A 26,433-nucleotide genomic window follows, 5' to 3' on the forward strand; every position below is an offset into this window, starting at 1 on the left:
AACCCGGGGCGCCGGCGGCGGGCGCGGCCGGCGCTTCGGCGGGGAGGCCGAGCGCCGCGCGGGCCAGGGCTTCGTCGTAGCGGGCCTTGGAGCGGGCGGCGGCCGCCTTGAGCGCCAGTTCGCCGACGGCGTTCACATTGTCGCTGGCCATGCGCTGGCGGAACTGCTCGGCCACGGGCGCGGCCAGCACGGCCGGGGCGGGGGTGATCCGGTCGGTGCGGCCGATGACGAAGCTGTCGTTGGTGTTCTGCTGCGAGAACATCTCGCCGCGCGCGCTGCTGAACACGCCCTGGACGACGCCCTGGCCGTATTCCTGAACTGACTGGCGGTTCAGGCCCGTCGCGGTCCTGACGGTCGCGCCGGCGGAGGCGGCCACGGCGGCCAGATCCTCGCCGCCGCGGACGCGGGCGGCCAGGGCGTTGGCGCGGTCGGTCAGCAGACGGACGTTTTCACGCAGGACCCATTGCTGGGCCAGAGGGGCGCGGATCGAGTCCAGCGGGGGCAGGGCGGCGGGGGCGACCTCGTCGACGCGGACGACGAAATACTGGCCCTGGCCCATGTCGATGACTTCGCTCTCGGCGCCCTTGCCCAGGGTCCACATGGTCTGGACCAGTTGCGGCGGCAGCGGCGGGTTGATCTCCTGACCGTTGCGCAGCTTGCCGTCCTGGCGGATCGCCGGAACCTGGATGATGCGGGCGCCGGTCTCGGCCACGGCGGCGTCCAGCGTCTTGCCGGCCTGTCGGGCCTTCTCATAGGCCTCGACGCGGGCATAGACGGCGGCGCGGGCGTCCTCGGCGCGCAGCTCCTCGATGACCTGCTCGCGCACGTCGGCCAGGGTGGCGGCGCGGCCCGGGGTGATCGCGGTGACCTTGGCGACGACGAAGCCGACGCTGGCCTGCACGGGGGCGGAAACCTCGTTGGCGGCCAGGGCGAAGACGGCGGCGGCGATGGCGGGATCGCCCAGGGCGCTGCGCGGCGTGTCGGCGTAGTCGGCCGGCTGGATATTGTTGGCGCTGGCGACGGCGGCCGGGGCCTGGCCGGCGCGCAGGGCGGCGGCGATGCGGTCGGCGGCGGCGCGGTTGGGCGCGGTCAGGGTCACGAAGGTGCGCTTCTCGGGCAGGGACAGGGCGTCGCGCCGGAAGTTGAACCGCTCCTCGATGCGGGCGTCGGTGATGGCGGCGGGCGCGACGCGGTCGTCGAACAGCACGACCGAGGCGGTGCGCGATTCCGGCAGACGAAGCTCGGCGGCGTTCTGGTTCATGAAGGCTGTCAGCTGGGCGTCGGTCGGCGCGCCGGCCTTACCGGCCATGGCCTGGGTGACGGTGAACCAGCGCCCGTCGCGGGTTTCCAGCGCCTGGCTGGCCAGAACCGCGCCATAGATGCGCGGCAGGCGCATGCCGGCGCCGATCGCCGAGCCCACATGCTGGGTGATGTACTGGTCGCGCAGCTGGGCCTCGAACATTTCGGGCGTCGCGTTGTTTTCAGCCAGTTTGGCCCGGTACTGGTTCTCGTCGAACTTGCCGGTGACGGAATCGAAGAAGCCCGGCGCCTGGCGAATCTGGCGCAGAACCAGTTCCTTGCCCGGACGGATGCCGGTCTGCCAGGCCCAGTTGAGGAAGCCGAGCTGCTGGGACCGCTGCTGGAGGTAGGGCGCCAGACCGCCCTGGCCGATCAGTTCCTCGAAGGTCAGGGCCCGTCCGGCCTGTTCCTGGGACTGCTGGAGAATGCGGTCCATCTCGCCGCGGAACTCGGCCTGGCCGACGCTGCGGTCGCCGGCGCTGACCACATGCTTGGGTCCGAGGTTGCCCAGCACGTCCAGCTGGGTGCCGCCGGTGACGAGCAGCGCGAGCGCCAGAACGACCAGAAGCCCGATGGCCCATTTGGATTTGGCGAAGGTGCGGAACGCAGTGAGCATGGTCAGTCCTGGCGGAACAGCAGCGAATGTCGCTTGGCCTATAGGGCGTGAGCGACCCGCACGGCAAGACGATGGCCATTCTTGTCGGAGCGCGTCGCGACCCGGCGCGGCCTGAACCCGCGCCTCGATGGCTTGGCTTGGACGAACGCGCCGCCTAGAAAGCCCGGATGAAACAATCCGTGAAGCTGGTCGCCGGCAATTGGAAAATGAACGGTCTGGGCGCGAGCCTGGGCGAGGTGGAGGCGCTGCGCGTCGCGCTGGCGGCGGAGCCCGCGGCGTGTCGCGTCGCCCTGTGTCCGCCCGCGACCCTGATCGAGCGCATGGCCCGCGCCGCGGCCGGGAGCCCGATCGAGATCGGCGGCCAGGACTGCCGGGCCGAAACCCATGGCGCCTTCACCGGCGACATCTCGGCGCCGATGCTGAAGGACGCCGGCGCGACCCTGGTGATCCTGGGCCATTCGGAACGCCGTCAGGGCCATGGCGAAAGCGACCTTATGGTTTCGGTCCGGGCCGAGGCGGCGCTGGCCGCCGGTCTGGGGCCCATCATCTGCGTCGGAGAAACGCTGGAACAGCGCCAGGCCGGACAGGCCGTGGCCGTGGTTCGGTCGCAGATCATGGCCTCGCTGCCGCTGTCCCTGACGGGGCGCGACTTCGCGGTCGCCTATGAACCGGTCTGGGCGATCGGAACCGGATTGACGCCGACCCTTGAACAGATCGAGGAGGTTCACCGCGCTGTGCGGGCGGCCATGATCGAGCGGCTGGGTCTGGCGGTCGCCGCGACGCCGATCCTGTACGGCGGGTCGGTCAAGCCGGACAACGCGGCCGAGATCCTCGCCGTACCCGAGGTGGGCGGGGCCCTGGTGGGGGGGGCGTCGCTGAAGGCGGCGGACTTCCTGGGAATTATTCGTGGGATCAGGCAGTAGGCGGCAAGGGGCAGGGGGCCTGTTGCCTGACGCCCGTTGCCTGCCGCCTCGTGCCGTTTGCTCCCGTCCCGCATCAATGTTAGACGCCGCCGCTTGATCGGCGCCGCTTCGCGCCACACATATCGGCTGCCATGCTCCAGACCATTCTCCTCGTCGCCATGATCCTCATTTCGGTCGCGCTCGCCGGCGTGATCCTGATTCAGCGCTCCGAAGGCGGCGCGTTGGGCATGGGCGGAGGCCCGTCGGGCTTCATGACCGCGCGGGGCGCGGGCAACCTGCTGACCAAGACGACATGGGTGCTGTCGATCCTGTTCTTCTTCTGCGCCATCGGCCTGACCATTCTGGGCAACGTCGAGCGCTCGAACCGTTCGATCGTGGACGCCGACGCCATCGGTGAACTGATCGCGCCGACGACCCCGCAGACCGCGCCGACGCAAGCCCCGGCCGATCCCGCCCAGCCCGCCGCGCCCTCGCTGCAGGACCTGGAATCCAGCCTGTCGGGGACGGCGCCCGCGCCCGCGCCCGCCCAGCCCGCACCGGCGCAATAAGGATGAGCGGGGACCTTATCCCCGCCTTCCGCTCCCGCCCTCAAAGTCTCCGCAGTGCGCCGCTCGAATCAGCGGTAGAGTGATCTCCCATGGCCCGTTACGTGTTCATCACCGGCGGCGTGGTTTCCTCATTGGGAAAAGGCCTCGCTTCCGCCGCTCTCGGCGCGCTTCTCCAGGCGCGCGGCTACAAGGTTCGCCTTCGTAAGCTCGACCCCTATCTGAACGTCGATCCGGGCACGATGAGCCCGTATCAGCACGGCGAGGTCTTCGTCACCGACGACGGGGCCGAGACCGACCTCGACCTGGGCCACTACGAGCGTTTCACCGGCGTCTCGGCGGCGAAGTCGGACAACATCACCACCGGCCGCATCTATTCGACCATCCTCGAGAAGGAGCGGCGCGGCGACTACCTCGGCGCCACGGTGCAGGTCATCCCGCACGTCACCGACCAGATCAAATCCTTCTGCCTGACGCCGGCCCTGACCGACGCGGGCGAGGACGTCGACTTCGTGCTGGTCGAGATCGGCGGCACCGTCGGCGACATCGAGGGTCTGCCGTTCTTCGAGGCGATCCGTCAGCTGGGCCAGGATCTGCCGCGCGGCCAGTCGTGCTTCGTCCACCTGACCCTGCTGCCGTACATCAAGACCGCCGGCGAGATGAAGACCAAGCCGACGCAGCATTCGGTCAAGGAGCTGCGTTCGATCGGCATCCAGCCCGACATCCTGCTGTGCCGCTGCGAATTCCCGATCCCGGCCGAGGAGAAGCGCAAGATCGGCCTGTTCTGCAACGTGCGCGAAAGCGGCGTGATCCAGGCCATGGACTCGGCCGACATCTACGCCGTGCCGCTGGACTATCACCGCGAGGGGCTGGACGCCGAGGTGCTGGCCCATTTCGGCATGACGGACGCGCCCGCCCCCGACCTGTCGATGTGGGAGGAGATCGCCCGCCGCCGGCTGCATCCCGACGGGGAGGTCACCGTGGCCATCGTCGGCAAGTACACGGTCCTGAAAGACGCCTACAAATCCCTGATCGAGGCGCTGCAGCACGGCGGCGTGGCCAACAACGTCAAGGTCAATATCGACTGGGTCGAGGCCGAGACCTTCGAGGGCGACCGCGAAGCCTGCGACGCGCGCCTGCAGGCCGCCCACGCCATCCTGGTGCCCGGCGGCTTCGGCGAGCGCGGCTCCGAGGGCAAGATCGAGGCGGCCCGCTTCGCCCGCGAGCGCAAGATTCCCTATTTCGGCATCTGCTTCGGCATGCAGATGGCGGTCATCGAGGCGGCCCGGAACCTGGCGGGCTATCCCAAGGCCTCATCGACCGAGTTCGGCCCGACGAGCGAGCCGGTCGTCGGCCTGATGACCGAATGGACCCAGGGCAATCAGCGGGTCCTGCGTCAGCAGGGCGGCGACATGGGCGGCACCATGCGGCTGGGCGCCTATGAATCGACGCTGAAGGCGGGGTCGAAGATCGCGCAGATGTACGGCTCGACCACCATCAGCGAGCGGCATCGTCACCGCTATGAGGTCAACATCAACTATCGCGAGGCGATCGAGCAGAAGGGCGGCCTGCTGTTCGCCGGCCTGTCGCCCGACGGCGTCCTGCCCGAGACGGTCGAGCGCGAGGACCATCCGTGGTTCATCGGCGTGCAGTATCATCCCGAACTGAAGAGCCGGCCGTTCGCGCCGCACCCGCTGTTCGCCGGCTTTATTGAAGCGGCCGTGGTGCAGAGTCGGCTGGTTTGACGGGGGGAACGATCCCCTCGAACGGACGGCGTTGGCGGCAGCGCACGCAAACTTCCGTGCCCGGCTGACTTCTGCTGTCTACGTACTGATGACCCTTCAGGGCGCACTTGAGTGACTCGAACACAGCTGTTCCCTTCGTGTGTTTCGTCAAGGGAATAATGTTCCATATACTGTCGCCGGGCAAGGTTTGACGGGGAAACCCCGGTTTCAGGCGCCGGTGAACATGATCCGGTCTGATCTTACCGCCTCAAGGATCATGGCCGTCACCGCCTTGATGCGGGCCAGGGGTCTCAGGTCGGCATGGGTCACGAGCCAGAGGCTGCGGTCCAGATGAACGGCGTCCGGCAGGACGCGTCGCAGCCCCGCCTCCCGCGCGGCGATGAAGTCCGGCAACACGCATAGTCCGGCCCCCGCCAGCGCGGCCTGCAACTGGGCGATCAGATTTGAACTCTGCAGGGCCACGTGGATGTCCACGTCGGGCGCCTGCATATAGTCCAGCTCGGGCGCGTAAAGCAGGTCGCCGATGTAGCCGATGAACCGGTGTCCGGCCATGTCGGCCCGCGTCGCGATCGGCGGTCGCGCATCGAGGTAGGCCGGCGCGGCGTACAGGCTCAGGCCATAGTCAGTCAGTTTGCGCGACACCAGCCGACCCTCCCGCGGCGCGCTGAGCGTCACGGCGATGTCGGCCTCGCGCTTTGACAGGCTGAGCACGCCCGAGATCGCCACCAGCTGGATGTCCAGGCCCGGATGCCGGTCGGCCAGCCGCGCCATCAGCGGAGCCAGGACATAGCTGCCGAACCCCTCAGGGGCGCCGATCCGAACGGTTCCGTTGAGCGCCTGGTCCGCCTCGCCCAGTTCGTGCGCGGCGCGCAGGGTCAGGCTTTCAATCTTTTCGGCGGTCGGCATCAATCGCTCGCCGTGCGGGGTGAGGGCGTAGCCGTGCGGACTTCGGTCGAACAACTGGGCGCCAAGCCCTGCCTCCAGCGCGGCGATGCGGCGGGCCACCGTGGTATGATCCATGGCCACGCGCGCCGCCGCCGCAGTCAGGCGCCCGGTCCGGGCGACCGCCAGGAAGGCCCTCAGATCATTCCAGTTGAAATCCGCCACCGCAGCACCCTGTGTAAAAATGCACACCGATTGGGCAAACTCTGGCATCGTCAGGACATAAAAGCCATGACATATCGCCGCTATCGAACAGGGTTTGTTCAAGGGGATACTCGCCATGGCTTTCGACGCCGCCGCCTGCACCGCCGCGCCGTCTGCGTCCGCCGTGCGGACTTCGATCCTGATCGACGCCGTCGCGGAACCGTGCCCGGCGTGGGCCGCGGAGAACCCGGATCGCGCCCTCGCGTTGCTGTTCGTGGCGCCGCGCGCCTGCGCCGCCGTTGACGTCCTCGCCGCGCTGTAAGTGAAAGCCCGTCCCATGACCGCCTCACAGACGCCCGTACCGTCCGCCCCCGATCCCGGGGTCGTGGCCGAGACCCTGACGATCCTGATGCAGAACGCCGCCGCCGCGGTGCGAACCACCCTGTTGCAGGCGGCAAGGCCTCAGACGCTGCCGTACGACCCGACCACCCTGGCCAGGGCGATGATCGACTTCAACATGTCGGTCATGATGCGGCCGGCGACGCTGTTCGAAGCCCAGGCGAGGAACTGGAACGACTGGTCGGCGCTGTGGCGGACCATGGGCGAACGGGCGATGGGCCAGGAGACGGCGCCGGTCGCCGTTCCGGCCAGGGGAGACCGGCGGTTCTCGGATCCGGCGTGGAGCGAGGAGCCGGTCTATGACTATCTGAAACAGGCCTATCTGCTGGCCGCGCGCCAGTTGCAGGAATTCGTGGCCACGGCTCCGGTCGACGAAGACACCCGCGCCCAGGTCGACTTCGCCAGCCGCCAGATGATGAACGCCCTGGCCCCGACCAATTTCGCCCAGACCAACCCGCAGGTCGGCCGGCGCATGGTCGAGAGCGGCGGTCTCAGCCTGATGACCGGCGTGTCGAACCTGCTGGAGGATATCGGAAAGGGGCAGGGGCTGGTCAGCCGCCGCGCGCCGAATGATTTCGAACTGGGCGTCAACGTCGCCGCCACGCCCGGCGCGGTGGTGTTCAGGAATGATCTGCTGGAGCTGATCCAGTACGCGCCGACGACGGACACGGTCTATCGCCGGCCTCTGCTGTTCATTCCGCCGCTGGTCAACAAATACTACCTCTTCGACCTCACGCCCAGGGCCAGCTATCTGAAATGGCTGGTGGATCAGGGCCACACGGTCTTCGTCATCTCCTGGGCCAACCCGGACGAGAGCCATGCCGACTACGGACTCGACGCCTATGTGAAGGACGGCGTGATCGCCGCCCTGGACGCCGTTGCGGCGGCGACGGGGGAGCCGGATGTCGATCTGGTTTCCTACTGCCTGGGCGGCACCCTGTCGGCGATGACCCTGGCGTACCTGGCCGGAACGGAGCGGGCCGACCGCGTGGCCTCGGCGACGCTGATCGCGACCCTGGTCGACTTCGGCGACATGGGCGAGTGGTCGGTGTTCACCGGCGAGAACGACCTGAAGGCCTTCAATCGCTATCTGGACGAGCGCGGCTATGTCGAGGCGCATGACCTCACCAAACTGTTCTCGACGGTGCGGGCCAACGACCTGATCTGGTCTTCGGTGGTGAACCACTATCTGCTGGGCGACGAGGCGCGCGCCTCGGACCTGCTCTGGTGGTTTGATGACGGTTCGCGCATTCCGGCCCGGATGCTCAAGGAGTACGGCGCCCACGTGCTGCGCGGAAACCAGCTGAAGGAAAAGGGCGGCGTGACGATCGACGGCGTGGCGCTGGATCTCGGCGCGATCAAAACGCCTGTCATGATCGTGGCCCTGAAGGACGACCACGTCGCGGCCTGGAAGAACACCTACGCCGGCCGCCGCTTCTTTGGCGGCCCGACGCGCTTCCTGCTGGGCGGTTCGGGGCACAACGCGGGCATGATCAATCCGCCCGCGGCCAACAAGCACGGCTACTGGATCAATGACGCGGCGCCGGACGAGGCTGACGCCTGGCTGGCCGGCGCGGAGCAGAAGGCGGGTTCGTGGTGGCCGGAATGGCAGGGCTGGCTCGACGCGGCCGCCTCGGACCAGAAGGTCAAGGCGCGCAAGGTCGGTTCCGGCAAGCTGAAGGCCGGGGAAGCCGCGCCTGGTTCTTACGTTCGCGTGCGCCACTGAGACAGGATTACGCCTCGTGCGTGCAATCCCGTAAATTTGGTTTAACCCTTCACTGACGAGTCAGCGGCTCAGGCCCTGATCGTTAGTAGGGGTGGAGCATGGGCGACCGGCTATCGCGGCGACAACTGCAGTGTGTTCGACTGGCCGGGGAGGGGCTCTCCAACAAGGAGATCGCCCGCCGGCTGGGGGCGACGATCTCGCCGAGCACCGTCAACAATCACCTTTCGAACGCCTACAAGCGGCTTGGTACGTCTGATCGCTACGAGGCGATCCGTATTGTCTCCCGGGACTACCCGCTTTCCTCCCCGTTTGCTCCCGGTCCCCTTCCAACCGATCCGTCCCCGGCGTTCCCTGGGTCGGCGCCGGACGAACAATCCGGCGTCCCAGGCGAGCGCCCGGGCCCGTCCAGCTGGTTCCTCCCGCGTCCTGACAGGCGCATCCTGGTCCGGCTTGCTCTGGTCCTCGCGTTCGCGATGGGCGCCGCGATCGTGTCGATCGGGATCGTGTCTGTGATGGCGGCGACTACACGCACCGCCGCCGAACAGGCCCCTCCCGGCGCGATCCGGACCTTGTCGGAACCAACGACCAGCCACGGAGCGGGAACGTGAATAGAGTACATGTAGGGGTGAGGATCGCCCGACAGATCCACACGACGGAGCACGCCGTCGACCGAGCGATGGTGGCGGCGAGCGAGTTGCTTCAGACGATGCTCGACGGGCGCCGCGACGCGGCGGTCGGGGCCGACGTCGGCCATGCCGAGATCAGCGACGTCGTCGCCAGTCTGGCGCAGCTGAACGGAGCGCGAGGCTTGGTGGTCCGCAGTCATGGCGGGCTGGCGCAGATGGCCGAGGAGTTCGGCGTGTCGTGGCGCACGGAGGGCACCATGGAGGAGAAGCGGCCGTCGCCGCCCATGACGCTCGTAGCGAACGGCTGACATGTTCCTGGCCGGTTACAGCCTGGTTCAACTCCTTCTGACGCTTTTCACCTTTCTGACGCTCGGCCTCTTGCTGAGGTTCGGGCGGACGACCGAGCGGATTGCGGGTGTTGCGCTTCTCGTCGCCCAGGTGGGCACGCCGTTGGTGGATCATCTGCACATCGGCGAGTTCCGTTACGGGGTGGCGATTCTGGCGGTCGGCCTTTTCGCGACGCTGATCGTGCTGGCGATGCGAACCGATCGCTGGTGGTTGATCGCTGCAGCGGGCGTTCAACTGCTGTCCATCGGCCTATGGGCGGCGACCTTGGTCGGCGACCTGCAAATCTGGGGCGCGGTCACGGTGCGCATCGTGATCTGGATGCAGCTGATGCTTCTCGCCCTTTTCGGCATCTGGGAGGCTCGCGCGGCCCCCTATGCCCGACCTTCAACATCAACCGGTCCCGAGGTCCGGTCAGGAGCAACATCATGACGACGAAGCACGCCTTTGGACAGGCGATCGCACTGTGGGAGGCCACGCGCCAGACAGCCAGCGACGACGATTTCGCCACGCTGGAAAACGCCGAACGCGTGATCCTGGCCCACAGGCCGACGTCGCTCGCCGAAGCGGCCAACATGCTTGAAGTCGTGATGGAGCAGAGGGGGGACGGCCGTAGCGACGGTCTGGACCTGCAGGCGATCGAGCGCATTGTCTCATTGCTGCGCAACGGCGCGGCCGGCGGCATGCCGTCTGCCAGGACTGCGGGTACGGTCATCGACTTCCGCACAAATCCGGCCTGAACAGGACGTCAGGACGGCCCCTGTTCCGATACATGTCCGGACCAGACCGGCGGTAGGCCTGGCCGCAGCGGGGCCTTCGCCGGAGGATCGGTCTCCGGCGAAGGCGATCATCGCGGGCCGCGCTACAGTGACGTTTGACCCGGACCGCGGGCCCATGCCCTATGCCGCTCCCGTCTTCGGCCTGAATCACTCGAAAGTCGTCCATGCGCGCACGTCTCGTCTCTCTCGCGGCCCTCCTTGCGGTCGTCGCCCCATCCATGATCATGGCCCCGGTCGCCGCGGCCCAGACGGCGGCGGTCGCCGGAACGGCGCAGGCGCCGGACCTGCCGGCGGCGCCGGTCGCGGACCTGGTGTCCCGCGTCAACATCCCTTGGTCGCGCTTCACCCTGGACAACGGCCTGACGGTGATCGTGCACACCGACCGCAAGGCGCCGGTCGTCGCCGTGTCCGTCTGGTACAATGTCGGGTCCAAGGACGAGCCGGCCGGTTCGACCGGCTTCGCCCACCTGTTCGAACACCTGATGTTCGGCGGCTCCGAGAACTCGCCGACCAGCCACCTGCAAGCCATGCGCGGCGCCGGCGCCACCAGCCTGAACGGCACGACCTGGTTCGACCGGACCAACTATTTCGAAACCGTCCCGACGCCGGCGCTGGAGCAGACCCTGTTCCTCGAGAGCGACCGCATGGGCTATCTGCTCGGCCAGGTCGGGCAGGAGGTGCTCGATCTGCAGCGCGGCGTGGTCCAGAACGAGAAGCGTCAGGGCGACAACCAGCCGTACGGCCTGTTCGAATACGCCCAGCTGGAAGCCCTCTTCCCCGAGGGCCATCCCTACCGGCACTCGACCATCGGCTCGATGGCCGATCTGGACGCCGCCAGCCTCGAGACCGTGCGCGGCTGGTTCCGCGAGAACTACGGCCCCAACAACGCGGTGCTGGTCCTGTCCGGCGACATCGACGAGCCGACCGCCCGCGCCCTCGTGCAGAAATATTTCGGCGCCATCCCGCGGGGTCCCGTGAACACGCCGGCCGAGGCGGCTGTCCCGACCCTCGCGGCGCCGGTCAGCGCGGTGATGCGCGACCGGGTCGCCAATGTGCGCCTGACGCGCAGCTGGGCCGTTCCCGGTCTGCTGGATGAAGACACCATTCCGCTGTCGGTCGGCGCCTCGGTGCTCGGCGGCCTGGCCAGCTCCCGGCTGGACAACGAACTGGTCCGGGGAGACCAGTCGGCGGTGTCGGCCAGCGCCTCGGTGTCGGACTTCCACCGCGTCGGCATCTTCGACATCTCGGTCGACGTGAAGCCGGGTCAGGAGCCCGCGGCCGTCAACGCCCGCCTCGACGCCATCCTGGCGGACCTGATCGCCAACGGCCCGACCGCCGAAGAGGTGGCCCGCGTGGCCACCAGCTATGCGTCGCGTCAGATCCAGAGCCTTGAACAGGTCAACGGCAAGGCCTCGGTCCTGGCCGAGGGCCAGCTCTATGCGGGCGATCCTGACCACTACAAACACGATCTGGAAGCCTATGCCTCGGTCACCCCGGCCCAGGTCCAGGCGGCGATGCAGAAGTGGCTGTCCCGCCCCGTCTTCAGCCTGACCATCGAACCCGGCGAGCGCGAGGCCTATGCCGAGGCCGCGGCCTCGCCCTCCGGCGCCGCCCCCGTCGCCGCGTCGGCGATCGAGCGTGTCGCCCGCGATCCGATGCCCGTCATCGGCGACGTGTCCGACCTGTCGTTCCCGACGGTCGAGCGCGCCCGTCTGTCGAACGGCGTCCAGGTCGTCTATGCCCGCAGCACGACGGTGCCGGTCACCCGCGTCGCCGTCGAGTTCGACGCCGGCTACGCCGCGGACCGGGCCGACCGGCTGGGCGCCCACAGCCTGATGCTGGACCTGATGGATGACGGGACAACCACCCGCAGTTCGACCCAGCTGGCGCAGGAAGAGGAACGTCTCGGCGCCTCGATCAATGTCGGCGCGTCGATGGACCGTTCGGCCGCCAGCCTGACGGCCGTCACGACAAACCTGCGTCCCTCACTGGCCCTGCTGGCCGACGTGGTCCGCAACCCGGCCTTCGCGCCGGGCGAGGTCGAACGCCTGCGCAATCAGCGTCTGTCGTCGATCGCCAGCGAGCGCACCAATCCCAACGCCCTGGCCATCCGCGCCCTGCCGCCGCTGCTCTACGGACAGGACAGCCCCTACGGCCGTCCGTTCACCGGCACCGGCGACGAGACCAGCATCGCGGCGTTGACGCGCGCGGACATCGTCTCGGAACACCAGACCTGGGTGCGGCCGGACAACGCCACCATCTTCGTGGTCTCGGACCTGCCGCTCGACCAGGTCACGCCCGAGCTCGAGGCGACGTTCGGAAACTGGACCGCGCCGGCCGCTCCGCGCGGGGCCAAGACCTTCGGCCCGGCCGCGACGGCGGGGACCAGCCGCATCGTCCTGATCGACCGGCCGCAGTCGCCGCAGTCGTTGATCTACGGCGGCGTGGTCCTGCCTCTGTCGGGAACGGACGACCTGCTGGCGCTCAACACCGCCAACTCCATCCTCGGCACGGACTTCCTGTCGCGCATCAATGCGGACCTGCGGGAAACCAAGGGCTGGTCCTATGGCGTGCGCGGGACGATCAACCAGATGCAGCATCAGGTGCCGTATCTGATCTCGGCCCCTGTCCAGGCCAACCGGACCGGAGAGTCCATCACCGCCCTGATGCAACAGTACGACGGCTTCCTGACCACCAACGGCGTCACCCCGCCCGAGCTGAAGCGGACGATCGACGGCAATACCCGTTCGCTGGCCGGCGGGTTCGAGACCTCGGCCCAGGTGCTGGGCGCGCTGCGCAGCAATGCGCTGTTCGGCCGTCCCGACGACTATTACGACACCCTCGCCAGCCGCACCCGCGCGCTGTCGGCGGCCGATCTCGACATGGCGGCCCGGGCGGCGATCAAGCCGGAGGGGTTTGTCTGGGTGGTCGTGGGCGACGCGGCGGTGGTGAAACCCCAGCTGGAGACGCTGGGGCTTCCGATCGAGGTCCGTTCGACGGCCCAGTAAGACGTCAGGCTCAAGGTCCACAGATCGAGGCGCGTCCGTTGAGGGCGCGCCTCTTTTCGTTGGTCGGTGTCAGGAAAGCTTGAAGGCCGACCCGACCGTCAGCGCCAGACGGGCCGTCTTGGCGCGGCGAGGCGCTCGATCTCGGCGACGAAGTCGACATGGCCTTCGAGCCCGGGATCGGTCGCGCTCGCGGCCAGGGTTTCCGCCTCGGCGATCAGGCCGTCGATCTCCTCGGTCATTCCGGAGCCGAGGCGCACCAGCGCCCTGGCGCGGGCGCGCACCAGCAGAAGCGCCGCGTCCGGATACCGGCCCGCCAGACGCGCGGCCCACAGGGGCGCGTCGTCGACGGCGCCTCTCAGCTCCTGTCTCCGCGCCAGAATCATGGAGGCGGCTTCCCGCTGCGCCGGCCAGTTCATCAGGAAGGCCAGGCCCTTCATCGGGTCGGGGTGGACGGCCGCCAGCTCGAACGCCCGGTCCAGCACCACGACATCCTCGAAATCGGCCAGCCCGGCGAGCAGACCCCTCAAGGTCTCCTCTGACAGGGTGCGCTCAAACAGACGCCAGCGGGCTTCGTGCGCCCGGGCGTCCTCGCCTTCGGCGTCCAGCACGGCGATCTCGGCCGCGAACCAGCTGTCCGGCGCCGGGGGCGGTTCGACAGTCCCCGTCCGGCTCCAGCGGCCCGGAGGCGGACTGTCCTGGCGCGCGGCGTCCAACGCCGCCCGGGCCTCCCGGGGACGCCCGGCCCCGGCCAGCCGCGTGGCGATTTCGGCGCCGACCTCCGGCCTGGCGCGGTCCGCGTCAGGGATGGCGGTGATCCAGGCGTCGATGTCCCCGGCGCGATCCGCCAGCTTGCGCACCACGAGGGCGAGGCGACCGGTCGGCCGGGGCCGACCCTGCGTCAGATCGGCCAGAAGGCGCCGCGCCAGTTCGGGGCTCAGCGCGGACGCGCCGCGCCCGACCCAGGACGCCCACTCCAGCAGGCGGGTGGACAGCGCCTCGGCCAGCACCGGACCCGCGACGTCGGGGCCCGCCAGCGAGGCGAGCGACGCCAGGTCGGTCGCCGCGCCGTCGAAGACGAGGGTCAGTTCGCCCTTCGGGTCCTTCACCCGGGCGGAGAGGGCCGGGTAGAGGTCGAACCAGGCCGCCAGGCGATCCAGCGCCAGCCGTGCATCCATGGGCGCGAGACGCCCGACGATCATGTGACGCAGCGTCTGCAGGTCGGCGATGAGCTCCGGCCGCTTGCGCCACGACACGCGGGCCTTGCTGCCGGCCAGGGTCATCAGCCGCTTGTCGAGTTCGAGCGCCAGATCGGGAGCCCCGACCTCGGCCGCCAGTTCCATGCGCAGACGCCGCTTCAGGTCGCCGCCCGCGACCTCCATCAGCAGGGCGGCCAGCCGGTCGGCGCCGAGCGCGGCGAGATTGGCTTCAGACAGGGTCTTGCGGGCGGGAGAGGGGCGTTTGGCCATGGTTCTCATGGCTATACGTCAAAATCGTCGAGAACCGGCCGGGAATGGGCGCCGATGTCGCCGGCGCCTGTTGCATCGGCCCGACCGGGACGGTCAAATGTCGGCGGCCGCGCACGGCCTGTTGGAATGCTGATGGCCGCGTCGCCTTTCCCCGCCTACGTCAGCACGCGCGGGTCCTCCCCGGATGTGGATTTCGCCGGCGCGCTTCTGGCCGGCGTCGCCCCGGATGGCGGGCTGTACGTCCCGACGTTCTGGCCGCGCTGGCCGGAAGCGGCGGCCGCCGCCACGGGGACCGCTGATCTCGCCTCCGCGATCCTGGCGCCGTTCATCGGCGATGCCTTGCCGGCCGGGACGCTGGGCCGGGCGACGAAGCGACTGGCCGATCAGTTCATGCATGCGGAGACGACGCCGCTCGTCGAGCTGGAGCCCGGCCTGTTCCTGCTGGAGCTGTTCCACGGCCCCACGGCGGCCTTCAAGGACTACGCCATGCAGATGGCGGCCGTGCTGGCGGAGGCCGCGCTGTCCGACCGGGGCGAGCGGCTGTTGCTGGCGACCGCGACCAGCGGGGATACCGGCGCGGCGGCGGTGCGGGCTTTCGGCGGCGTGGACCGGATCGACCTGGTGGTCCTGCATCCCCTGGGGCGGGTGTCGCCGGTGCAGCGTCTGCAGATGACGACGTCCGGCGCCGCCAATGTGCTGAACCTCGCGGTGCGGGGCGATTTCGACGACTGCCAGCGGCTGGTGAAGGGATTGCTGGGGCACCCCGGTCTGGCGACGGGCCGGCGGGTGAGCTCGGTCAACTCCATCAACTGGGCCCGGCTGGCCGGCCAGATTCCCTATTATGCGAGCGCGGCCCGGGCCTTGGGGGACGCGGCTTCCGCGGCGACCTATGTCGTTCCGACCGGCAATTTCGGAGACGCCTTCGCGGGCTGGGCGGCGCGGCGGATGGGCCTGCCCATGGGCGGTCTGGTCGCGGCCACCAACCGGAACGACGCCCTGGTGCGGGCGCTGCAGACCGGCGTCTACGAACGCGCCCGGGCCGTGCCGACGGCGAGCGTCAGCATGGACGTGCAGGCGCCGTCCAATTTCGAGCGGCTGGTGTTCGAGGCCTCGGGCCGGGACAGCGCCCTGACGCGCGGTCTGTTCGAGGATTTCTCGCGCCACGGACGGGTGACCCTGCCCCCCGAGCTTCTGGCGGCGCTGCGGCGCGAGGTCTCGGCGGTTTCGGTCAGCGAGGCGGAAACCCGCCAGGAGATCGCGCGGACCCATACGGAAACCGGGCGCGTGATCTGTCCGCATACGGCGGTGGCTCTGCACGCCGCGCGGCGGCTGGACCGGTCAGCGGGTCCCGTGGTCGCGCTGTCGACGGCCCACCCCGCCAAATTCCCGGAGGCGGTCGAGGCGGCCCTGGGGTTCGCTCCGCAACGCCCGCCGCAGCTGGAGGGGCTGGAAGGCCGGGCCGAGGTGTTTGACACGATCGATCCGTCCCTCGACGCCGTTCTGGGCGCGATCGGGCGCCCGGGCTGAGGTCAGGCCGCAAGGGTCAGGTCCGCCCACCAGTCCAGCCGGCGCAGGAACGGGGCAGGGTCCTTGGGCGTCACCAGGGCCCGGGGGTCGTGGAAAAGCCGGTCGTGCAGACGGGTGAGGGTGAAGCGGACGGCGGCGACGGCGCCGAGGCCGGGCAGGGCCGCCCGCTCGGCTTCGGTCAGCGGGCGGATGGACTCATATCCGGCCTGGAACGCCTTGAGCGCCGCCGGCAGCGGCGCGCCGTTCTCGTCGAAACCCCAGGCGGACAGGGCGATGGCGAGATCATAGGCCAGGGCGTCGACGCAGGCGAAGTAGAAGTCGATCAGGCCGCTGACCGCGCCGCCCTCGAACAGGATGTTGTCGGGGAAATAGTCGGCATGGATCGGACCGCGCGGCAGGCCGGTGAAATCGGGCGCGCCGTCGCCGACCCACGGCGCCATCCGCTCCAGCAAGGCCCGATCGGCGCCCGTCGCGCGCGCGCCGCAGCGGGCGAACAGGGCCCGTCGCGCCGCCGGTCCGACGGGGTTGTCGCGGTGCGCGGGATAGTCGGCGGCGGCCAGATGAAGACGCGCGAGCAGAACGCCGGCGGCGGTCTGGTCCGCCAGGGTCGGCCGGGGCCTGGCGGCGCCGGGCAGCCAGTTGAGGATGGCGGCGGGCCGGTCGTTCAGGCGGCCGATCATGCCCCCGTCCTCATCGGTCAGGGCCCGGGCGCAGGGCAGGCCGCGTTCCGCCGCATGCCGGGTCAGGCCGAGGCAGAAGGGCAGGGCGGCCGCGTCGGTGCGGCCCTCGAACAGGGTCAGGACGAAGGACCCCTGATCGACGTCGAGCCGGTAGTTGGTGTTCTCCACCCCTTCGGCGATGGGCGTCAGGCCGCGCAGCCGCCCAAGGCCGAAGCGGCTAATGAAGGGCTCGGCGTCGGCCTCATCGACGGGGGTGAAGACGGCCACGTCAGGCGTTCCGGAGCGCGAGACGGCGGGCGGCGAGATCGGACAGATCGGCCAGCAGGCTTTCCGCCGTGGCCCAGCGCCCGGCTCCCCGGCCCCGGCGCCGAACGGCCGATCCATCGGCGGCGATCACCTTCAAGGCGTTTTCCTCCCCCCTCAGCGCGGCGAACAGGGGGTCCATCGCATCGGTCACGAGGCGAACCTCGGCGACCAGCCGGCCGTTGTCCATACGACAGCGGCACAGCTGCCGCGCGCCGCCGGCGGGAGGGCTGTCGGCCGAGAGGATGTCGCGCGGGATGTCGGCCTCGTCCGGCATGACGCCGAAGGCTTCGAAGGCCAGCAACCGCACCTTGGCGGCGGCGTCGAGACCTTCGAGATCCGAGGACGGGTCCTCCTCGGCGAAGCCGGCGGCGCGCGCCTCGGCCAGGGCGGCATCGAAGGAGGCTCCGTCGCCCAGACGCTCCAGCATGAAGTTGACGGTGCCGTTCAGCACCGCCTCGAAGCCTGCGACGGGCCCCTGGGCGCGGGCGGCGCGCAAGGCCTCGACCATCGGCGCGCCGCCGCCGACGGAGGCGGACCACAGCAGTCTGGCGCCGTGTGCTTCGGCCAGGGCCAGCAGACCGGCGGGATCACGGCTGACGGCCTGTTTGTTGGCGCTGGCGACATCGACGCCGCGCTGGAGGGCCGCGCGGATGAGGGCGTGACCGGCCTCGGCCTCGGACAGGGCTTCCAGGAGGATGTCGGGCTCCCGGTCCAGCAGGGCCGGGATGTCGGACACCAACAACGGGGCCAGCGCTTCGGCGGAGACGCCCGGCACGTCGCGCGGCCGCGCGGGGTCGCGGACCAGCACGCCCACCACCTCGACGCGGCGGTCGGCGATCAGCCGGGCGAGCGCCCCGCCGCCGACCACGCCGCAACCGGCGACGGCGACCTTGAGCGGTCTGGAGGGCTGGACCGGTCGGGGCGGGGCGCTCCCGGCGCCGATGACCGTGCGATGACCGTCGGCGTGGTTGCGCACTTCGACCCGCAGGCGACGGGCCTCGGCCAGATCAAGCGCATCCGGCTGGACCAGCCCGCCGCCCAGCGCCTTGGCCTCGGCCCAGCTGGCCCGGTCGTATCGCCGCGCGCCCGGGTCGGCGTTGGGGTCGCGGTCGTAGAGGCCGTCGACGTCCTTCACCAGCTGGACGTGGTCCAGCCCCAGTTCGGCGGCGAGGAACAGGGCGGTCAGGTCGGAGCCGCCGCGCCCCATCAGCACCACCCGCCCATCGGTGGCCACGGCCCCGAATCCGGGGACCACCACGACTTCGTGCCGGTCGAGGGCCCGGTCCAGGGCCGCGCGGTCCAGGGCCACGGGCCGGGCGTGCTCGCCGGGGCCCTCGGCCGCGATGCCGAGGTCGCGCACCGACAGGGTGGTGGCGCTGAGGCCGATGCGGTCGCAGGCGAGGGCGGCGAGGGCGGCGGACCGTTCCTCGCCCTGCACGACATAGGCGGGCAGCAGGGGATTGTCGTGGGCGAGGCCGAGGGCTCGTGCTTCGGCCAGCAGCCGGTCGGTCTCGCCGGCGAAGGCGGACACCACCGCGATGACCCGGCGGCCACGGCGGACCTCGGCGTAGATGTCCGAGGCGACAGCGGGTGCGTCGGCGGGCCCGGCGAGGACGGAGCTGCCGAATTTCATCACCACGACCGGCGCGGCGTCGCGCGCGGCGGCGGCGGGAAGCGGTTCGGGGCGGAGGAGGGCGAGACCAGGCATGAACGGGGCTTTCGGTGCAGGGCGGGGAGGGAAAGGGAGGGAGGCGGAAACGAAAAACCCCGCCCGGGGGTCCGGGCGGGGTTGGGTTGTTGCGATCCTGAGCCTTGGTGCGCGCTAACCTGTCCCCGCCGACGGCGTGGTGATGGTGGTGATGGTCATGGTGGTCATGCCGAGTCCGGCCAGGCGCACGGTCTCGCCGCCGCGCGAGGCGGGCGAGAGGACGGCGAGGGCTGCGGCGGAACGGATCAAGAGACCAGGCTCACGTTGAAGTGCGATCCGCAGGCTGCGGGACGCCCGGCCCGTCCGTCAAGTCGTCCGGCAATATTATTGCCGATCAGGCGGGTTTCGACGGCTTCCAGCCTGCCGGGGACCGGATTGTGCGCCCCATACGACACGGTTTCACTCGCCATCGCTCAGGCCCAATGCATCTGGACGCGGTGCGCGGCGGCCCAGTGGATGGCGCGCAGCCCGTCGATCACTGCATTCGCCGCGGCGCGCGTGCCCAGCGATCCTCCCAGGTCTTCCGTCACGGCCCCGGCCGACAGCACGGCGGCGACGGCGGCTTCGATCGAGGCCGCCTCGTCCTCCAGCCCCAGGCTGTGGCGCAGCATCAGGGCGGCGGACAGAATGGTCCCGACCGGATTGGCCTTGTCCTGGCCGGCGATGTCCGGCGCCGAGCCGTGGATGGGTTCGAACAGGCCGGGACTGCCGGCTTCCCCCAGGGAGGCGGAGGGCAGCAGGCCGATGGAGCCGCCGAGGACCGAGATCTCGTCCGACAGGATGTCGCCGAACATGTTCTCGGTCAGGATGACGTCATACTCGCGCGGCTTGCGAATCAGGTGCATGGCCATGGAGTCGACGAGGGCGTGCTCCAGCTGGACGCGCGGGAATTCCTCGGCGTGGATGCGGGTCACGACCTCGCGCCACAGGCGGCTGGTCTCCATCACATTGGCCTTGTCCACCGAGGTCACCTTGCCGCGCCGCAACTGGGCGGTCCTGAAGGCGGCGCGGGCGATGCGTTCGATCTCGGGGACGGTGTAGACGCACAGGTCGGTGGCGCGATCGGCGGTGCGGGTCTTCTCTCCGAAATAGATGCCGCCGGTCAGTTCGCGGAACACGATCAGGTCGACCCCCTCGACGATCTCGCGCTTCAGCGGCGAGCGGTGCGCCAGCACCGGCGACACCTGCAGCGGCCGCAGATTGGCGAACAGGCCCATGGCCTTGCGCAGGCCCAGCAGGCCTTCCTCGGGCCGTCGCGCGCCGCCGTCCCATTTCGGCCCTCCGACCGCGCCCAGCAGGACGGCGTCGGCGCCCAGACAGGCGCTGACGGTTTCCGGCGGCAGGGGATCGCCGGTCGCATCGATGGCCGCGCCGCCGATCAGATGCTCGTGGAAGCGGAATTTATGCTCGAAGAAGTCGCCGATGACCGCCAGAACGGCGCGGGCGGCGTGGACGACCTCGGGACCGACGCCGTCGCCGGGCAGGACGACGATGTCGAAGGTGCGGGGAGCGGGCATCAGGCGGTTTCCATCTCATGGGCGGCTTCATAGGCCGCGATGTCGGGCAGGCGGGCTTGCAGCCAGCCCAGGGTGTCGACGCCGTCCAGCAGGCAGCGGCGCGCGAACCGCTCGACCGTGAAGGGCGTGGGCGCCGCGTTGCCGCGGCGGATTTCGCCGGCCTCCAGATCGATGGTCACCGGCTGGTCGGGGAAGGCGGCGAGGTCGTCCCACGTCGCCTGGTCCACCTCGATCGGCAGCAGGCCGGTCTTGAGGGCGTTGGAGGTGAAGATGTCGGCGATCGAGGTCGAGATCACCGCCCGGAAGCCATAGTCGACCAGCGCCCAGGGCGCGTGCTCGCGCGACGAGCCGCAGGCGAAATTCGGGCCGGCCAGCAGGATGCGGCGCTCGGCCGGATCGATGCGGTTCAGCACCGCCTCGGGCTTGGGCGAGCCGTCGGTCTCATAGCGCCAGTCGTAGAAGGCGGCCTTGCCCAGTCCCTCGCGCGAGGTCGTGGTCAGGAAGCGCGCAGGGATGATCTGGTCGGTGTCGATATTGGCCTGGCTGAGGACCACGGCCTTCGACGTCAGGGCTTGAAAGGCTTCAGGCATCGACGACCTCCTTCAGATAGACGCGCGGGTCGGTCAGCACGCCGGCGATGGCGCTGGCGGCGGCGGTGGCGGGGCTGGCCAGGATGGTGCGCGCGCCCTTGCCCTGCCGACCCTCGAAATTGCGGTTCGAGGTCGACACGGCCAGCTGTCCGGGGGCGACGAAATCGCCGTTCATGGCGATGCACATGGAACACCCCGGCAGGCGCCATTCGGCTCCGGCCTCGATGAAGACCCGGTCCAGACCCTCGGCCTCCGCGTCGCGGCGCACGGCTTCGGAGCCCGGCACCACCAGCATGCGGACGCCGGGACTGACCTTGCGGCCGCGCAGCACCTCGGCGGCGGCGCGCAGATCGGGCAGGCGGCCGTTGGTGCAGGAGCCGACGAAGACGACATCGACCGGATGGCCGGTGGTCGCCTCCCCGGCGGCGAAGCCCATATAGGCCAAGGCCTTCTCGTCCGAGGCGTCGCGCGGGGCCGGGACGAGGGCGCCGACCGGCGAGCCGGCGTCGGGCGTGGTGCCCCAGGTGGCCATAGGCCGGATCGCCGCCCCGTCGATCTCGACCTCGGCGTCGAACACCGCTCCGGGATCGCTCTTCAGGGTCAGCCAGTCGGCCGCCGCACGGCCGAAGGCCTCGCCCGCCGGGACGTATCGGCGGCCCTGCAGCCAGGCCACGGTGACCGCGTCCGGGGCGATCATCCCGGCCCGCGCCCCCGCCTCGATCGACATGTTGCAGACGGTCATCCGCCCTTCCATGTCCAGCGAGCGGATGGCCTCGCCGGCGTATTCGATGACATGGCCCGAGCCGCCGCCGAAGCCGAGGCGGGCGATGATGGCGAGGGCGACATCCTTGCCCGAGACGCCGGGCTGCAGCCTGCCGGTCACGGTGACCCGCATCGCCTTCGGCTTGCGCTGGAGCAGGCACTGGGTCGCCAGCACATGGCCGACTTCCGAGGTGCCGATGCCGAAGGCCAGGGCTCCGAAAGCCCCGTGGGTGGCCGTATGGCTGTCGCCGCAGACGACCGTCATGCCGGGCCGGGTCAGGCCCAGTTCCGGCCCCATGACGTGGACCACGCCGCGGTCGTCGCTGTCCCAGCCGGCCAGCCGGACGCCGTGACGGGCGCAGTTGGACTCCAGCCGCTCGACCTGGGCGCGGGCCGCCGGGGTCACATAGGGCCGCTCGCCGTCGGCCCCGGCGGGCAGGGTCGGGGTCGAATGGTCGAGGGTGGCGAAGGTGCGGTCGGGGCGGCGCACGGGCAGGCCGCGCGCCTCGATCTCGCTGAAGGCCTGCGGGCTGGTGACTTCATGCACCAGATGCAGATCGACGTAGAGGACGCCGGGCGCATCCACCGTCTCGGGCGTGACCAGGTGCCGGTTCCAGACCTTGTCGAACAGGGTCTCAGGCATGTTCGACCTCGCGCTTGGGCGCGGCGGCGGGCGCGGCGATGGGCTCCAGCCAGCCGAACCGGTCGGGCGTGGTTCCGTCGAACAGGCCGCGGAAGGCGGCGTTGACCGCCTTTGTCACCCGCCCCGGACCGGCGCAGCGGGTCGGAATGCCGTCGACCGACCGCACCGGCGTGATCTCGGCCGCCGTGCCGGTCATGAAGATCTCGTCGGCGACATACAGGGCCTCGCGCGGCAGCACCTGTTCGCGGGTTTCGTAGCCGAGCCCGCGCGCCAGCTTCAGCACGCTGTCCCGGGTGATGCCCATGAGGATGGAGGCCGCCGCGGGCGGGGTGATGATCTCGCCGTCCTTGACCAGGAACAGGTTCTCGCCGGCGCCTTCCGACAGCCGGCCGTCGGTGCCCAGGGCGATGCCCTCGCCGAAGCCGCCGACCCGCGCCTCGCGGCCGATCAGATAGGACGACAGATAGTTGCCGCCCGCCTTGGCGCCCGAGGGCACGGTGTTGGGGGCGATGCGGGACCAACTGGCGACGCAGGCGTCGACCCCCTTCTCCAGCGCCTCCTCGCCCAGATAGGCGCCCCACGGGAAGGCGGCGATGGCGACGTCGATGTTCATATTGTCGGGAGAGGGCGTCACCCCCATCCCGCACTCGCCGAGGAAGGCGATGGGCCGGATGTAGGCGCTGCGCAGGCCCGTGGCCCTCACCGTCGCCTTGCACGCCTCGACCAGTTCGGCCTCGGTCCACGGCAGCTGGAAATGATACATCCGGGCGCTGTCGAACAGCCGCCGGACATGGTCGGTCAGGCGGAAGCCGCGCGGCCCGTCCGGGGTGTCATAGACCCGGATGCCCTCGAACACCGAGGTGCCGTAGTGGAGCGCGTGGCTCATCACATGGATCTTCGCCTCGGCCCAGGGCGTCAGCTCGCCATTGATCCAGATGTGTTCAGCCAGCGGCCGCATAGGCGGGCTCCTCTTGACGGGTGACGGGTCGGGCGGCCTCGATGATGGCCAGCAGTTCGTGGTCGTTGATCTCGCCGATCTGGTCGGCGCGGGCCTTGAAGCCGGCGAAGGCGGCGGCCAGGTGCAGGCCGCTGACGGGCTGGCCCAGGGTCTCCGCGCGTTTGGCCACGGCGTGGCGGCCGGAGTGTTTGCCCAGCACGAACCAGGTGCCTTCGAAACCGACGTCCTGGGGCCGCATGATCTCGTAGGTCGAGGGATCGGCCATCATGCCGTGCTGGTGGATGCCCGCCTCGTGGGCGAAGGCGTTCAGGCCGACGATGGCCTTGTTGCGGACCACCGGCGTGTGGGTGATCTCGCTCAGCAGACGGCTGGCGCGGACCAGATGGACAGCATCGACGCCGGTGTGCAGGCCATAGCGGTCCGAGCGGGTGCGGATGGCCATCACCATCTCCTCGATCGAGGCGTTGCCGGCCCGCTCGCCGATGCCGTTGATCGCCCCCTCGACCTGACGCGCCCCGGCCTCGACGGCCGACAGCGAGTTGGCGACGGCCATGCCCAGGTCGTCGTGGCAGTGGGCCGAGAAGACGACCTGGGGGAAGCGGGCGCGTACGGTCGAGATCAGGGTGCGGAAGATGTCGCCGATCTCGCCCGGCGTGGAGTAGCCGACGGTGTCGGGGATGTTCAGGGTCGTGGCCCCGGCGGCGGCGGCGACCTCGCACACCTCGGCCAGGAATTCCGGCTCGGTGCGGATGGCGTCCTCGGGGCTGAACTCCACGTCCTCGAACCGGGTGCGGGCATAGGCGACCGCGCGCCCGGCGGCGGCCAGCACCTCGGCCTTGGACATCCTCAGCTTGGCCGAGCGGTGGATCGGACTGGTTCCCAGGAAGATGTGGCAGCGCCGCTCATCGGTCCCGCGCAGGGCGCGGTACGCCGCGTCGATGTCGGCCTCGCTGGCGCGGGCCAGGGAGCAGAAGACGGGGCCTTCGACCTCGCCGACCACGCGCCGGACGCCCTCCTCGTCGCCGGGCGAGGCGGCGGCGAAACCGGCCTCGACCACATCGACCTTCAGCGCGGCCAGCACATGGGCTATGCGCACCTTGTCATCCGGCCCCATGGAGAAGCCGGGCGCCTGTTCCCCGTCGCGCAGGGTGGTGTCGAAGACGACGACCTTGTCCGGATCGGCGGCGACGGCGGTCTGAACCTTGGTCATGCCGCTACCTCGGGATGGAAGGCGGCGGCGGGCGGGGTGATGCGGGTGACGCCGAACAGCTTGTCGATCTGGCGGCCCAGGGTGTGCGGGCAGCGGCCGTCGTCCCGGCCGCGCACGGCCAGTTCGACCCGTCGGCCATGGCCCTCGTCGCGCAGCGTCATGCCGTCGATGTGGAAGCCGCGGCGCTCCACCAGACCGATCAGGCGCTGGAGCGAGCCGTCGGCGCGGTCGATGTTCAGGTGCAGGGTCTGGGTGCTCATGGTCAGGCGCCTTCCATCATTTCGGCGTTGTTCTTTCCGGGCGGGACCAGCGGCCACACATTCTCCCGGGGATCGATGATCACGTGGGCGAGGCAGGGGCCGTCGGCGGCCAGCAGGCGGGCGATCCCGGCCTGAACCTCCTCGCGTCGGCTAATTCGGAAGGCCTCGATGCCGAAGGCCTCGGCGACCCGGACGAAGTCCGGATTGTCGGACAGGTCGATCTCCGAATAGTTGCCGGCGAAGAACAGCTCCTGCCACTGGCGGACCAGTCCCAGCGAGCTGTTGTCCAGCAGCAGGATCTTCACCGCCACGCCGTAGCGGCGCAGGGTCGCCAGCTCCTGGACGTTCATCATGAAGCCGCCGTCGCCGGCGATGACGACGACCGTGGCGTCCGGATCGGCCAGCTTGGCCCCGATGCCGGCGGGCAGGCCGAAGCCCATGGCCCCCAGGCCGCCCGAGGTGATGTGGGCCTCCGGCTTCGAAAAGCGGCAGTGCTGGGCGGCCCACATCTGATGCTGGCCGACGTCGCAGGCGGCCACGAAGGAGTCGCCGGCCGCTTCCGACACGGCTTTCAGCAGGGCCGGGGCGAAGACGCCTTCGCCCGGCGCGTCGTCGTAGCGGAAGGCGGTGCGCTGGACCCGGACGGCGCAGTGGATCATCCACGGATCGATGGTCAGGGTCCGGCCGGCCAGATGCGCGGTCAGGGCCTCCACGCCGGGGGCCAGTTCGCCCGCGACCGGGATCCAGGTCTCGCGCAGCTTGCCGATCTCCGAGGCGTCGATGTCGAAATGGATGACCCGGGCGTGGGGCGCGAACTCGGCCAGCTTGCCGGTGGCGCGGTCGTCGAACCGGGCCCCGAAGACGATCAGCAGATCGGTCTCCTGCACCGCCTCATTGGCCGCGCGCGTGCCGTGCATGCCCAGCATGCCCTGGAAGCCGGGGGCGTCGGTGGGGATGGTCCCCAGGGCGTTCAGGGTCGCGACCGACGGAATGCCGGTGGCGTCGGCGAAGGCCCGGACCTGCTCCGTCGCCCGGCCGATCTTCACCCCGCCGCCGACATAGATCAGAGGACGCCGGGCGGCGCGGATGGCCTGCGCCGCCGCGGCGATGGCGTCGTGGTCGATCGTCGCGACCGTGTTCGGATACGGGAAGCCGAAGTCCTCGGTCGTCTGGCCGACCTGGACGTCCTTGGGCAGGTCGATCAGGACCGGCCCCGGACGCCCCGAGGCGGCGATGTGAAACGCCTCCTCCACCGCCGCCGGGATGTCGGCCGGATCGCGCACCAGGATGGAGTGTTTCACGATCGGCAGGGTGACGCCCAGGATGTCGATCTCCTGGAAGGCGTCCGTGCCCATGACGCCCTGGGCGACATTGCCGGTGATGCAGACGATGGGGACGGAATCCATCATCGCATTGGCGATGCCGGTGATCAGATTGGTCGCGCCCGGGCCGGAGGTGGCCAGGCAGACCCCGACCTTGCCGCTGCGCCGGGCGTAGGCGTCGGCGGCGAAGGCGGCGGCCTGTTCGTGCCGGACAAGGATGTGGCGCAGCGCCGACCCGGCCAGGGCGTCATAGACGGGCATGATCGCGCCGCCCGGATAGCCGAACACGACCTCCACCCCCAGCCGCTCCAGGGTGGAGACCAGCAGGCGGGCGCCGCTCCGGGGAGCGGCGGCGGGTTCGGGAATGCGGGCGGCGGAGCCGGTCAT

24 protein-coding genes are annotated in these 26,433 nt (G+C 70.0%); 11 read left to right on the forward strand and 13 right to left on the reverse strand.

The annotated features are described in order from the left end of the window. Positions 1–1,915, reverse strand: a 1,915-nt coding sequence (locus WC555_RS12240) for a peptidyl-prolyl cis-trans isomerase (protein WP_373253939.1), incomplete at its 3' end; no start/stop codon positions are given. A gap of 167 nt (positions 1,916–2,082) precedes the next feature. Between WC555_RS12240 and tpiA the strand changes: the two genes are divergently transcribed. From tpiA to WC555_RS12255, 3 genes are all read left to right on the forward strand, one after another. Further along, complete coding sequence (gene tpiA / locus WC555_RS12245) at positions 2,083–2,838, forward strand: triose-phosphate isomerase (RefSeq protein WP_373253941.1); 756 nt, start codon at positions 2,083–2,085, stop codon at positions 2,836–2,838. 131 nt (positions 2,839–2,969) lie between these two features. Next, the gene (gene secG, locus WC555_RS12250; protein WP_373253942.1) at positions 2,970–3,386 is read left to right on the forward strand and encodes a preprotein translocase subunit SecG; all 417 of its coding nucleotides are present in this window, start codon (positions 2,970–2,972) and stop codon (positions 3,384–3,386) included. A gap of 89 nt (positions 3,387–3,475) precedes the next feature. Beyond that, the gene (locus WC555_RS12255; protein WP_373253944.1) at positions 3,476–5,128 is read left to right on the forward strand and encodes a CTP synthase; all 1,653 of its coding nucleotides are present in this window, start codon (positions 3,476–3,478) and stop codon (positions 5,126–5,128) included. 207 nt (positions 5,129–5,335) lie between these two features. On the opposite strand, the gene WC555_RS12260 is transcribed toward WC555_RS12255, so the two are convergent. Continuing rightward, positions 5,336–6,235: a LysR family transcriptional regulator gene (locus tag WC555_RS12260; protein ID WP_373253945.1), complete on the reverse strand. Its 900-nt coding sequence runs from the start codon at positions 6,233–6,235 to the stop codon at positions 5,336–5,338. Positions 6,236–6,350: 115 nt separating this feature from the next. Between WC555_RS12260 and WC555_RS12265 the strand changes: the two genes are divergently transcribed. The 7 genes from WC555_RS12265 (at position 6,351) to WC555_RS12295 (ending at position 13,097) form a co-directional block, all read left to right on the forward strand. Next, on the forward strand, positions 6,351–6,536 hold the full coding sequence (locus tag WC555_RS12265; RefSeq protein ID WP_373253947.1) for a hypothetical protein: 186 nt from the start codon (positions 6,351–6,353) through the stop codon (positions 6,534–6,536). 15 nt (positions 6,537–6,551) lie between these two features. Further along, positions 6,552–8,339, forward strand: coding sequence for a PHA/PHB synthase family protein (locus tag WC555_RS12270; RefSeq protein ID WP_373253949.1), 1,788 nt, complete (start codon positions 6,552–6,554; stop codon positions 8,337–8,339). Between the two features lie 98 nt (positions 8,340–8,437). After that, complete coding sequence (locus WC555_RS12275) at positions 8,438–8,947, forward strand: helix-turn-helix transcriptional regulator (RefSeq protein ID WP_373253951.1); 510 nt, start codon at positions 8,438–8,440, stop codon at positions 8,945–8,947. Then, positions 8,944–9,273, forward strand: a complete 330-nt coding sequence (locus WC555_RS12280; protein ID WP_373253953.1) for a hypothetical protein — start codon at positions 8,944–8,946, stop codon at positions 9,271–9,273. Before WC555_RS12275 ends, WC555_RS12280 begins: the two co-directional genes overlap by 4 nt. A gap of 1 nt (position 9,274) precedes the next feature. Beyond that, the gene (locus WC555_RS12285) at positions 9,275–9,742 is read left to right on the forward strand and encodes a hypothetical protein (RefSeq protein ID WP_373253955.1); all 468 of its coding nucleotides are present in this window, start codon (positions 9,275–9,277) and stop codon (positions 9,740–9,742) included. Further along, the gene (locus tag WC555_RS12290; protein WP_373253957.1) at positions 9,739–10,050 is read left to right on the forward strand and encodes a hypothetical protein; all 312 of its coding nucleotides are present in this window, start codon (positions 9,739–9,741) and stop codon (positions 10,048–10,050) included. The genes WC555_RS12285 and WC555_RS12290 overlap by 4 nt, the downstream gene beginning before the upstream one ends. Positions 10,051–10,253: 203 nt before the next feature. Then, positions 10,254–13,097, forward strand: coding sequence for a M16 family metallopeptidase (locus WC555_RS12295; RefSeq protein WP_373253958.1), 2,844 nt, complete (start codon positions 10,254–10,256; stop codon positions 13,095–13,097). Between the two features lie 98 nt (positions 13,098–13,195). Here WC555_RS12295 and WC555_RS12300 read toward each other — a convergent pair whose 3' ends face one another. Continuing rightward, a complete protein-coding gene (locus tag WC555_RS12300; protein WP_373253960.1) occupies positions 13,196–14,563 on the reverse strand; it encodes a DUF6880 family protein in 1,368 nt (455 codons plus the stop codon). Between the two features lie 132 nt (positions 14,564–14,695). Here WC555_RS12300 and thrC point away from each other — a divergent pair, with 132 nt between their 5' ends. After that, positions 14,696–16,090, forward strand: a complete 1,395-nt coding sequence (thrC, locus tag WC555_RS12305) for a threonine synthase (RefSeq protein WP_373253962.1) — start codon at positions 14,696–14,698, stop codon at positions 16,088–16,090. Positions 16,091–16,092: 2 nt separating this feature from the next. On the opposite strand, the gene WC555_RS12310 is transcribed toward thrC, so the two are convergent. The 10 genes from WC555_RS12310 to ilvG form a co-directional block, all read right to left on the reverse strand. After that, positions 16,093–17,037 (reverse strand): homoserine kinase, encoded by a 945-nt coding sequence (locus WC555_RS12310; protein WP_373253963.1) that lies wholly within the window; start codon positions 17,035–17,037, stop codon positions 16,093–16,095. A 1-nt stretch (position 17,038) separates the two neighbouring features. Next, positions 17,039–18,784 (reverse strand): homoserine dehydrogenase, encoded by a 1,746-nt coding sequence (locus WC555_RS12315; protein ID WP_373253965.1) that lies wholly within the window; start codon positions 18,782–18,784, stop codon positions 17,039–17,041. A 114-nt stretch (positions 18,785–18,898) separates the two neighbouring features. Continuing rightward, complete coding sequence (locus tag WC555_RS12320) at positions 18,899–19,033, reverse strand: hypothetical protein (protein WP_373253967.1); 135 nt, start codon at positions 19,031–19,033, stop codon at positions 18,899–18,901. 164 nt (positions 19,034–19,197) lie between these two features. Continuing rightward, entirely contained in the window at positions 19,198–20,301 is a 1,104-nt protein-coding gene (gene leuB, locus WC555_RS12325) for a 3-isopropylmalate dehydrogenase (protein WP_373253968.1), read from the reverse strand. Beyond that, positions 20,301–20,891, reverse strand: coding sequence for a 3-isopropylmalate dehydratase small subunit (gene leuD / locus WC555_RS12330; RefSeq protein WP_373253970.1), 591 nt, complete (start codon positions 20,889–20,891; stop codon positions 20,301–20,303). Before leuD ends, leuB begins: the two co-directional genes overlap by 1 nt. Next, entirely contained in the window at positions 20,884–22,296 is a 1,413-nt protein-coding gene (leuC, locus tag WC555_RS12335) for a 3-isopropylmalate dehydratase large subunit (RefSeq protein ID WP_373253972.1), read from the reverse strand. The genes leuD and leuC overlap by 8 nt, the downstream gene beginning before the upstream one ends. Continuing rightward, positions 22,289–23,254 (reverse strand): branched-chain amino acid transaminase, encoded by a 966-nt coding sequence (locus WC555_RS12340; protein ID WP_373253973.1) that lies wholly within the window; start codon positions 23,252–23,254, stop codon positions 22,289–22,291. Before WC555_RS12340 ends, leuC begins: the two co-directional genes overlap by 8 nt. Continuing rightward, positions 23,238–24,464 (reverse strand): 2-isopropylmalate synthase, encoded by a 1,227-nt coding sequence (locus tag WC555_RS12345; RefSeq protein ID WP_373253975.1) that lies wholly within the window; start codon positions 24,462–24,464, stop codon positions 23,238–23,240. The genes WC555_RS12340 and WC555_RS12345 overlap by 17 nt, the downstream gene beginning before the upstream one ends. Further along, a complete protein-coding gene (locus tag WC555_RS12350; protein ID WP_373253976.1) occupies positions 24,461–24,724 on the reverse strand; it encodes an ACT domain-containing protein in 264 nt (87 codons plus the stop codon). Before WC555_RS12350 ends, WC555_RS12345 begins: the two co-directional genes overlap by 4 nt. A gap of 2 nt (positions 24,725–24,726) precedes the next feature. After that, the gene (gene ilvG, locus WC555_RS12355; RefSeq protein ID WP_373253977.1) at positions 24,727–26,433 is read right to left on the reverse strand and encodes an acetolactate synthase 2 catalytic subunit; all 1,707 of its coding nucleotides are present in this window, start codon (positions 26,431–26,433) and stop codon (positions 24,727–24,729) included.

The organism is Brevundimonas sp. (assembly GCF_041648615.1).
GTDB lineage: Bacteria > Pseudomonadota > Alphaproteobacteria > Caulobacterales > Caulobacteraceae > Brevundimonas.

Coding starts and splice junctions, on each gene's coding strand:
- WC555_RS12290 (WP_373253957.1), top strand. CDS start 9,739: ATGACGACGAAGCACGCCTTTGGACAGGCGATCGCACTGTGGGAGGCC.
- WC555_RS12275 (WP_373253951.1), top strand. CDS start 8,438: ATGGGCGACCGGCTATCGCGGCGACAACTGCAGTGTGTTCGACTGGCC.
- WC555_RS12350 (WP_373253976.1), bottom strand. CDS start 24,724: ATGAGCACCCAGACCCTGCACCTGAACATCGACCGCGCCGACGGCTCG.
- WC555_RS12340 (WP_373253973.1), bottom strand. CDS start 23,254: ATGCGGCCGCTGGCTGAACACATCTGGATCAATGGCGAGCTGACGCCC.
- WC555_RS12255 (WP_373253944.1), top strand. CDS start 3,476: ATGGCCCGTTACGTGTTCATCACCGGCGGCGTGGTTTCCTCATTGGGA.
- WC555_RS12265 (WP_373253947.1), top strand. CDS start 6,351: ATGGCTTTCGACGCCGCCGCCTGCACCGCCGCGCCGTCTGCGTCCGCC.
- leuC (WP_373253972.1), bottom strand. CDS start 22,296: ATGCCTGAGACCCTGTTCGACAAGGTCTGGAACCGGCACCTGGTCACG.
- leuD (WP_373253970.1), bottom strand. CDS start 20,891: ATGCCTGAAGCCTTTCAAGCCCTGACGTCGAAGGCCGTGGTCCTCAGC.
- tpiA (WP_373253941.1), top strand. CDS start 2,083: ATGAAACAATCCGTGAAGCTGGTCGCCGGCAATTGGAAAATGAACGGT.
- thrC (WP_373253962.1), top strand. CDS start 14,696: ATGGCCGCGTCGCCTTTCCCCGCCTACGTCAGCACGCGCGGGTCCTCC.
- secG (WP_373253942.1), top strand. CDS start 2,970: ATGCTCCAGACCATTCTCCTCGTCGCCATGATCCTCATTTCGGTCGCG.
- WC555_RS12345 (WP_373253975.1), bottom strand. CDS start 24,464: ATGACCAAGGTTCAGACCGCCGTCGCCGCCGATCCGGACAAGGTCGTC.
- WC555_RS12300 (WP_373253960.1), bottom strand. CDS start 14,563: ATGGCCAAACGCCCCTCTCCCGCCCGCAAGACCCTGTCTGAAGCCAAT.
- WC555_RS12270 (WP_373253949.1), top strand. CDS start 6,552: ATGACCGCCTCACAGACGCCCGTACCGTCCGCCCCCGATCCCGGGGTC.
- leuB (WP_373253968.1), bottom strand. CDS start 20,301: ATGCCCGCTCCCCGCACCTTCGACATCGTCGTCCTGCCCGGCGACGGC.
- WC555_RS12285 (WP_373253955.1), top strand. CDS start 9,275: ATGTTCCTGGCCGGTTACAGCCTGGTTCAACTCCTTCTGACGCTTTTC.
- WC555_RS12295 (WP_373253958.1), top strand. CDS start 10,254: ATGCGCGCACGTCTCGTCTCTCTCGCGGCCCTCCTTGCGGTCGTCGCC.
- ilvG (WP_373253977.1), bottom strand. CDS start 26,433: ATGACCGGCTCCGCCGCCCGCATTCCCGAACCCGCCGCCGCTCCCCGG.
- WC555_RS12315 (WP_373253965.1), bottom strand. CDS start 18,784: ATGCCTGGTCTCGCCCTCCTCCGCCCCGAACCGCTTCCCGCCGCCGCC.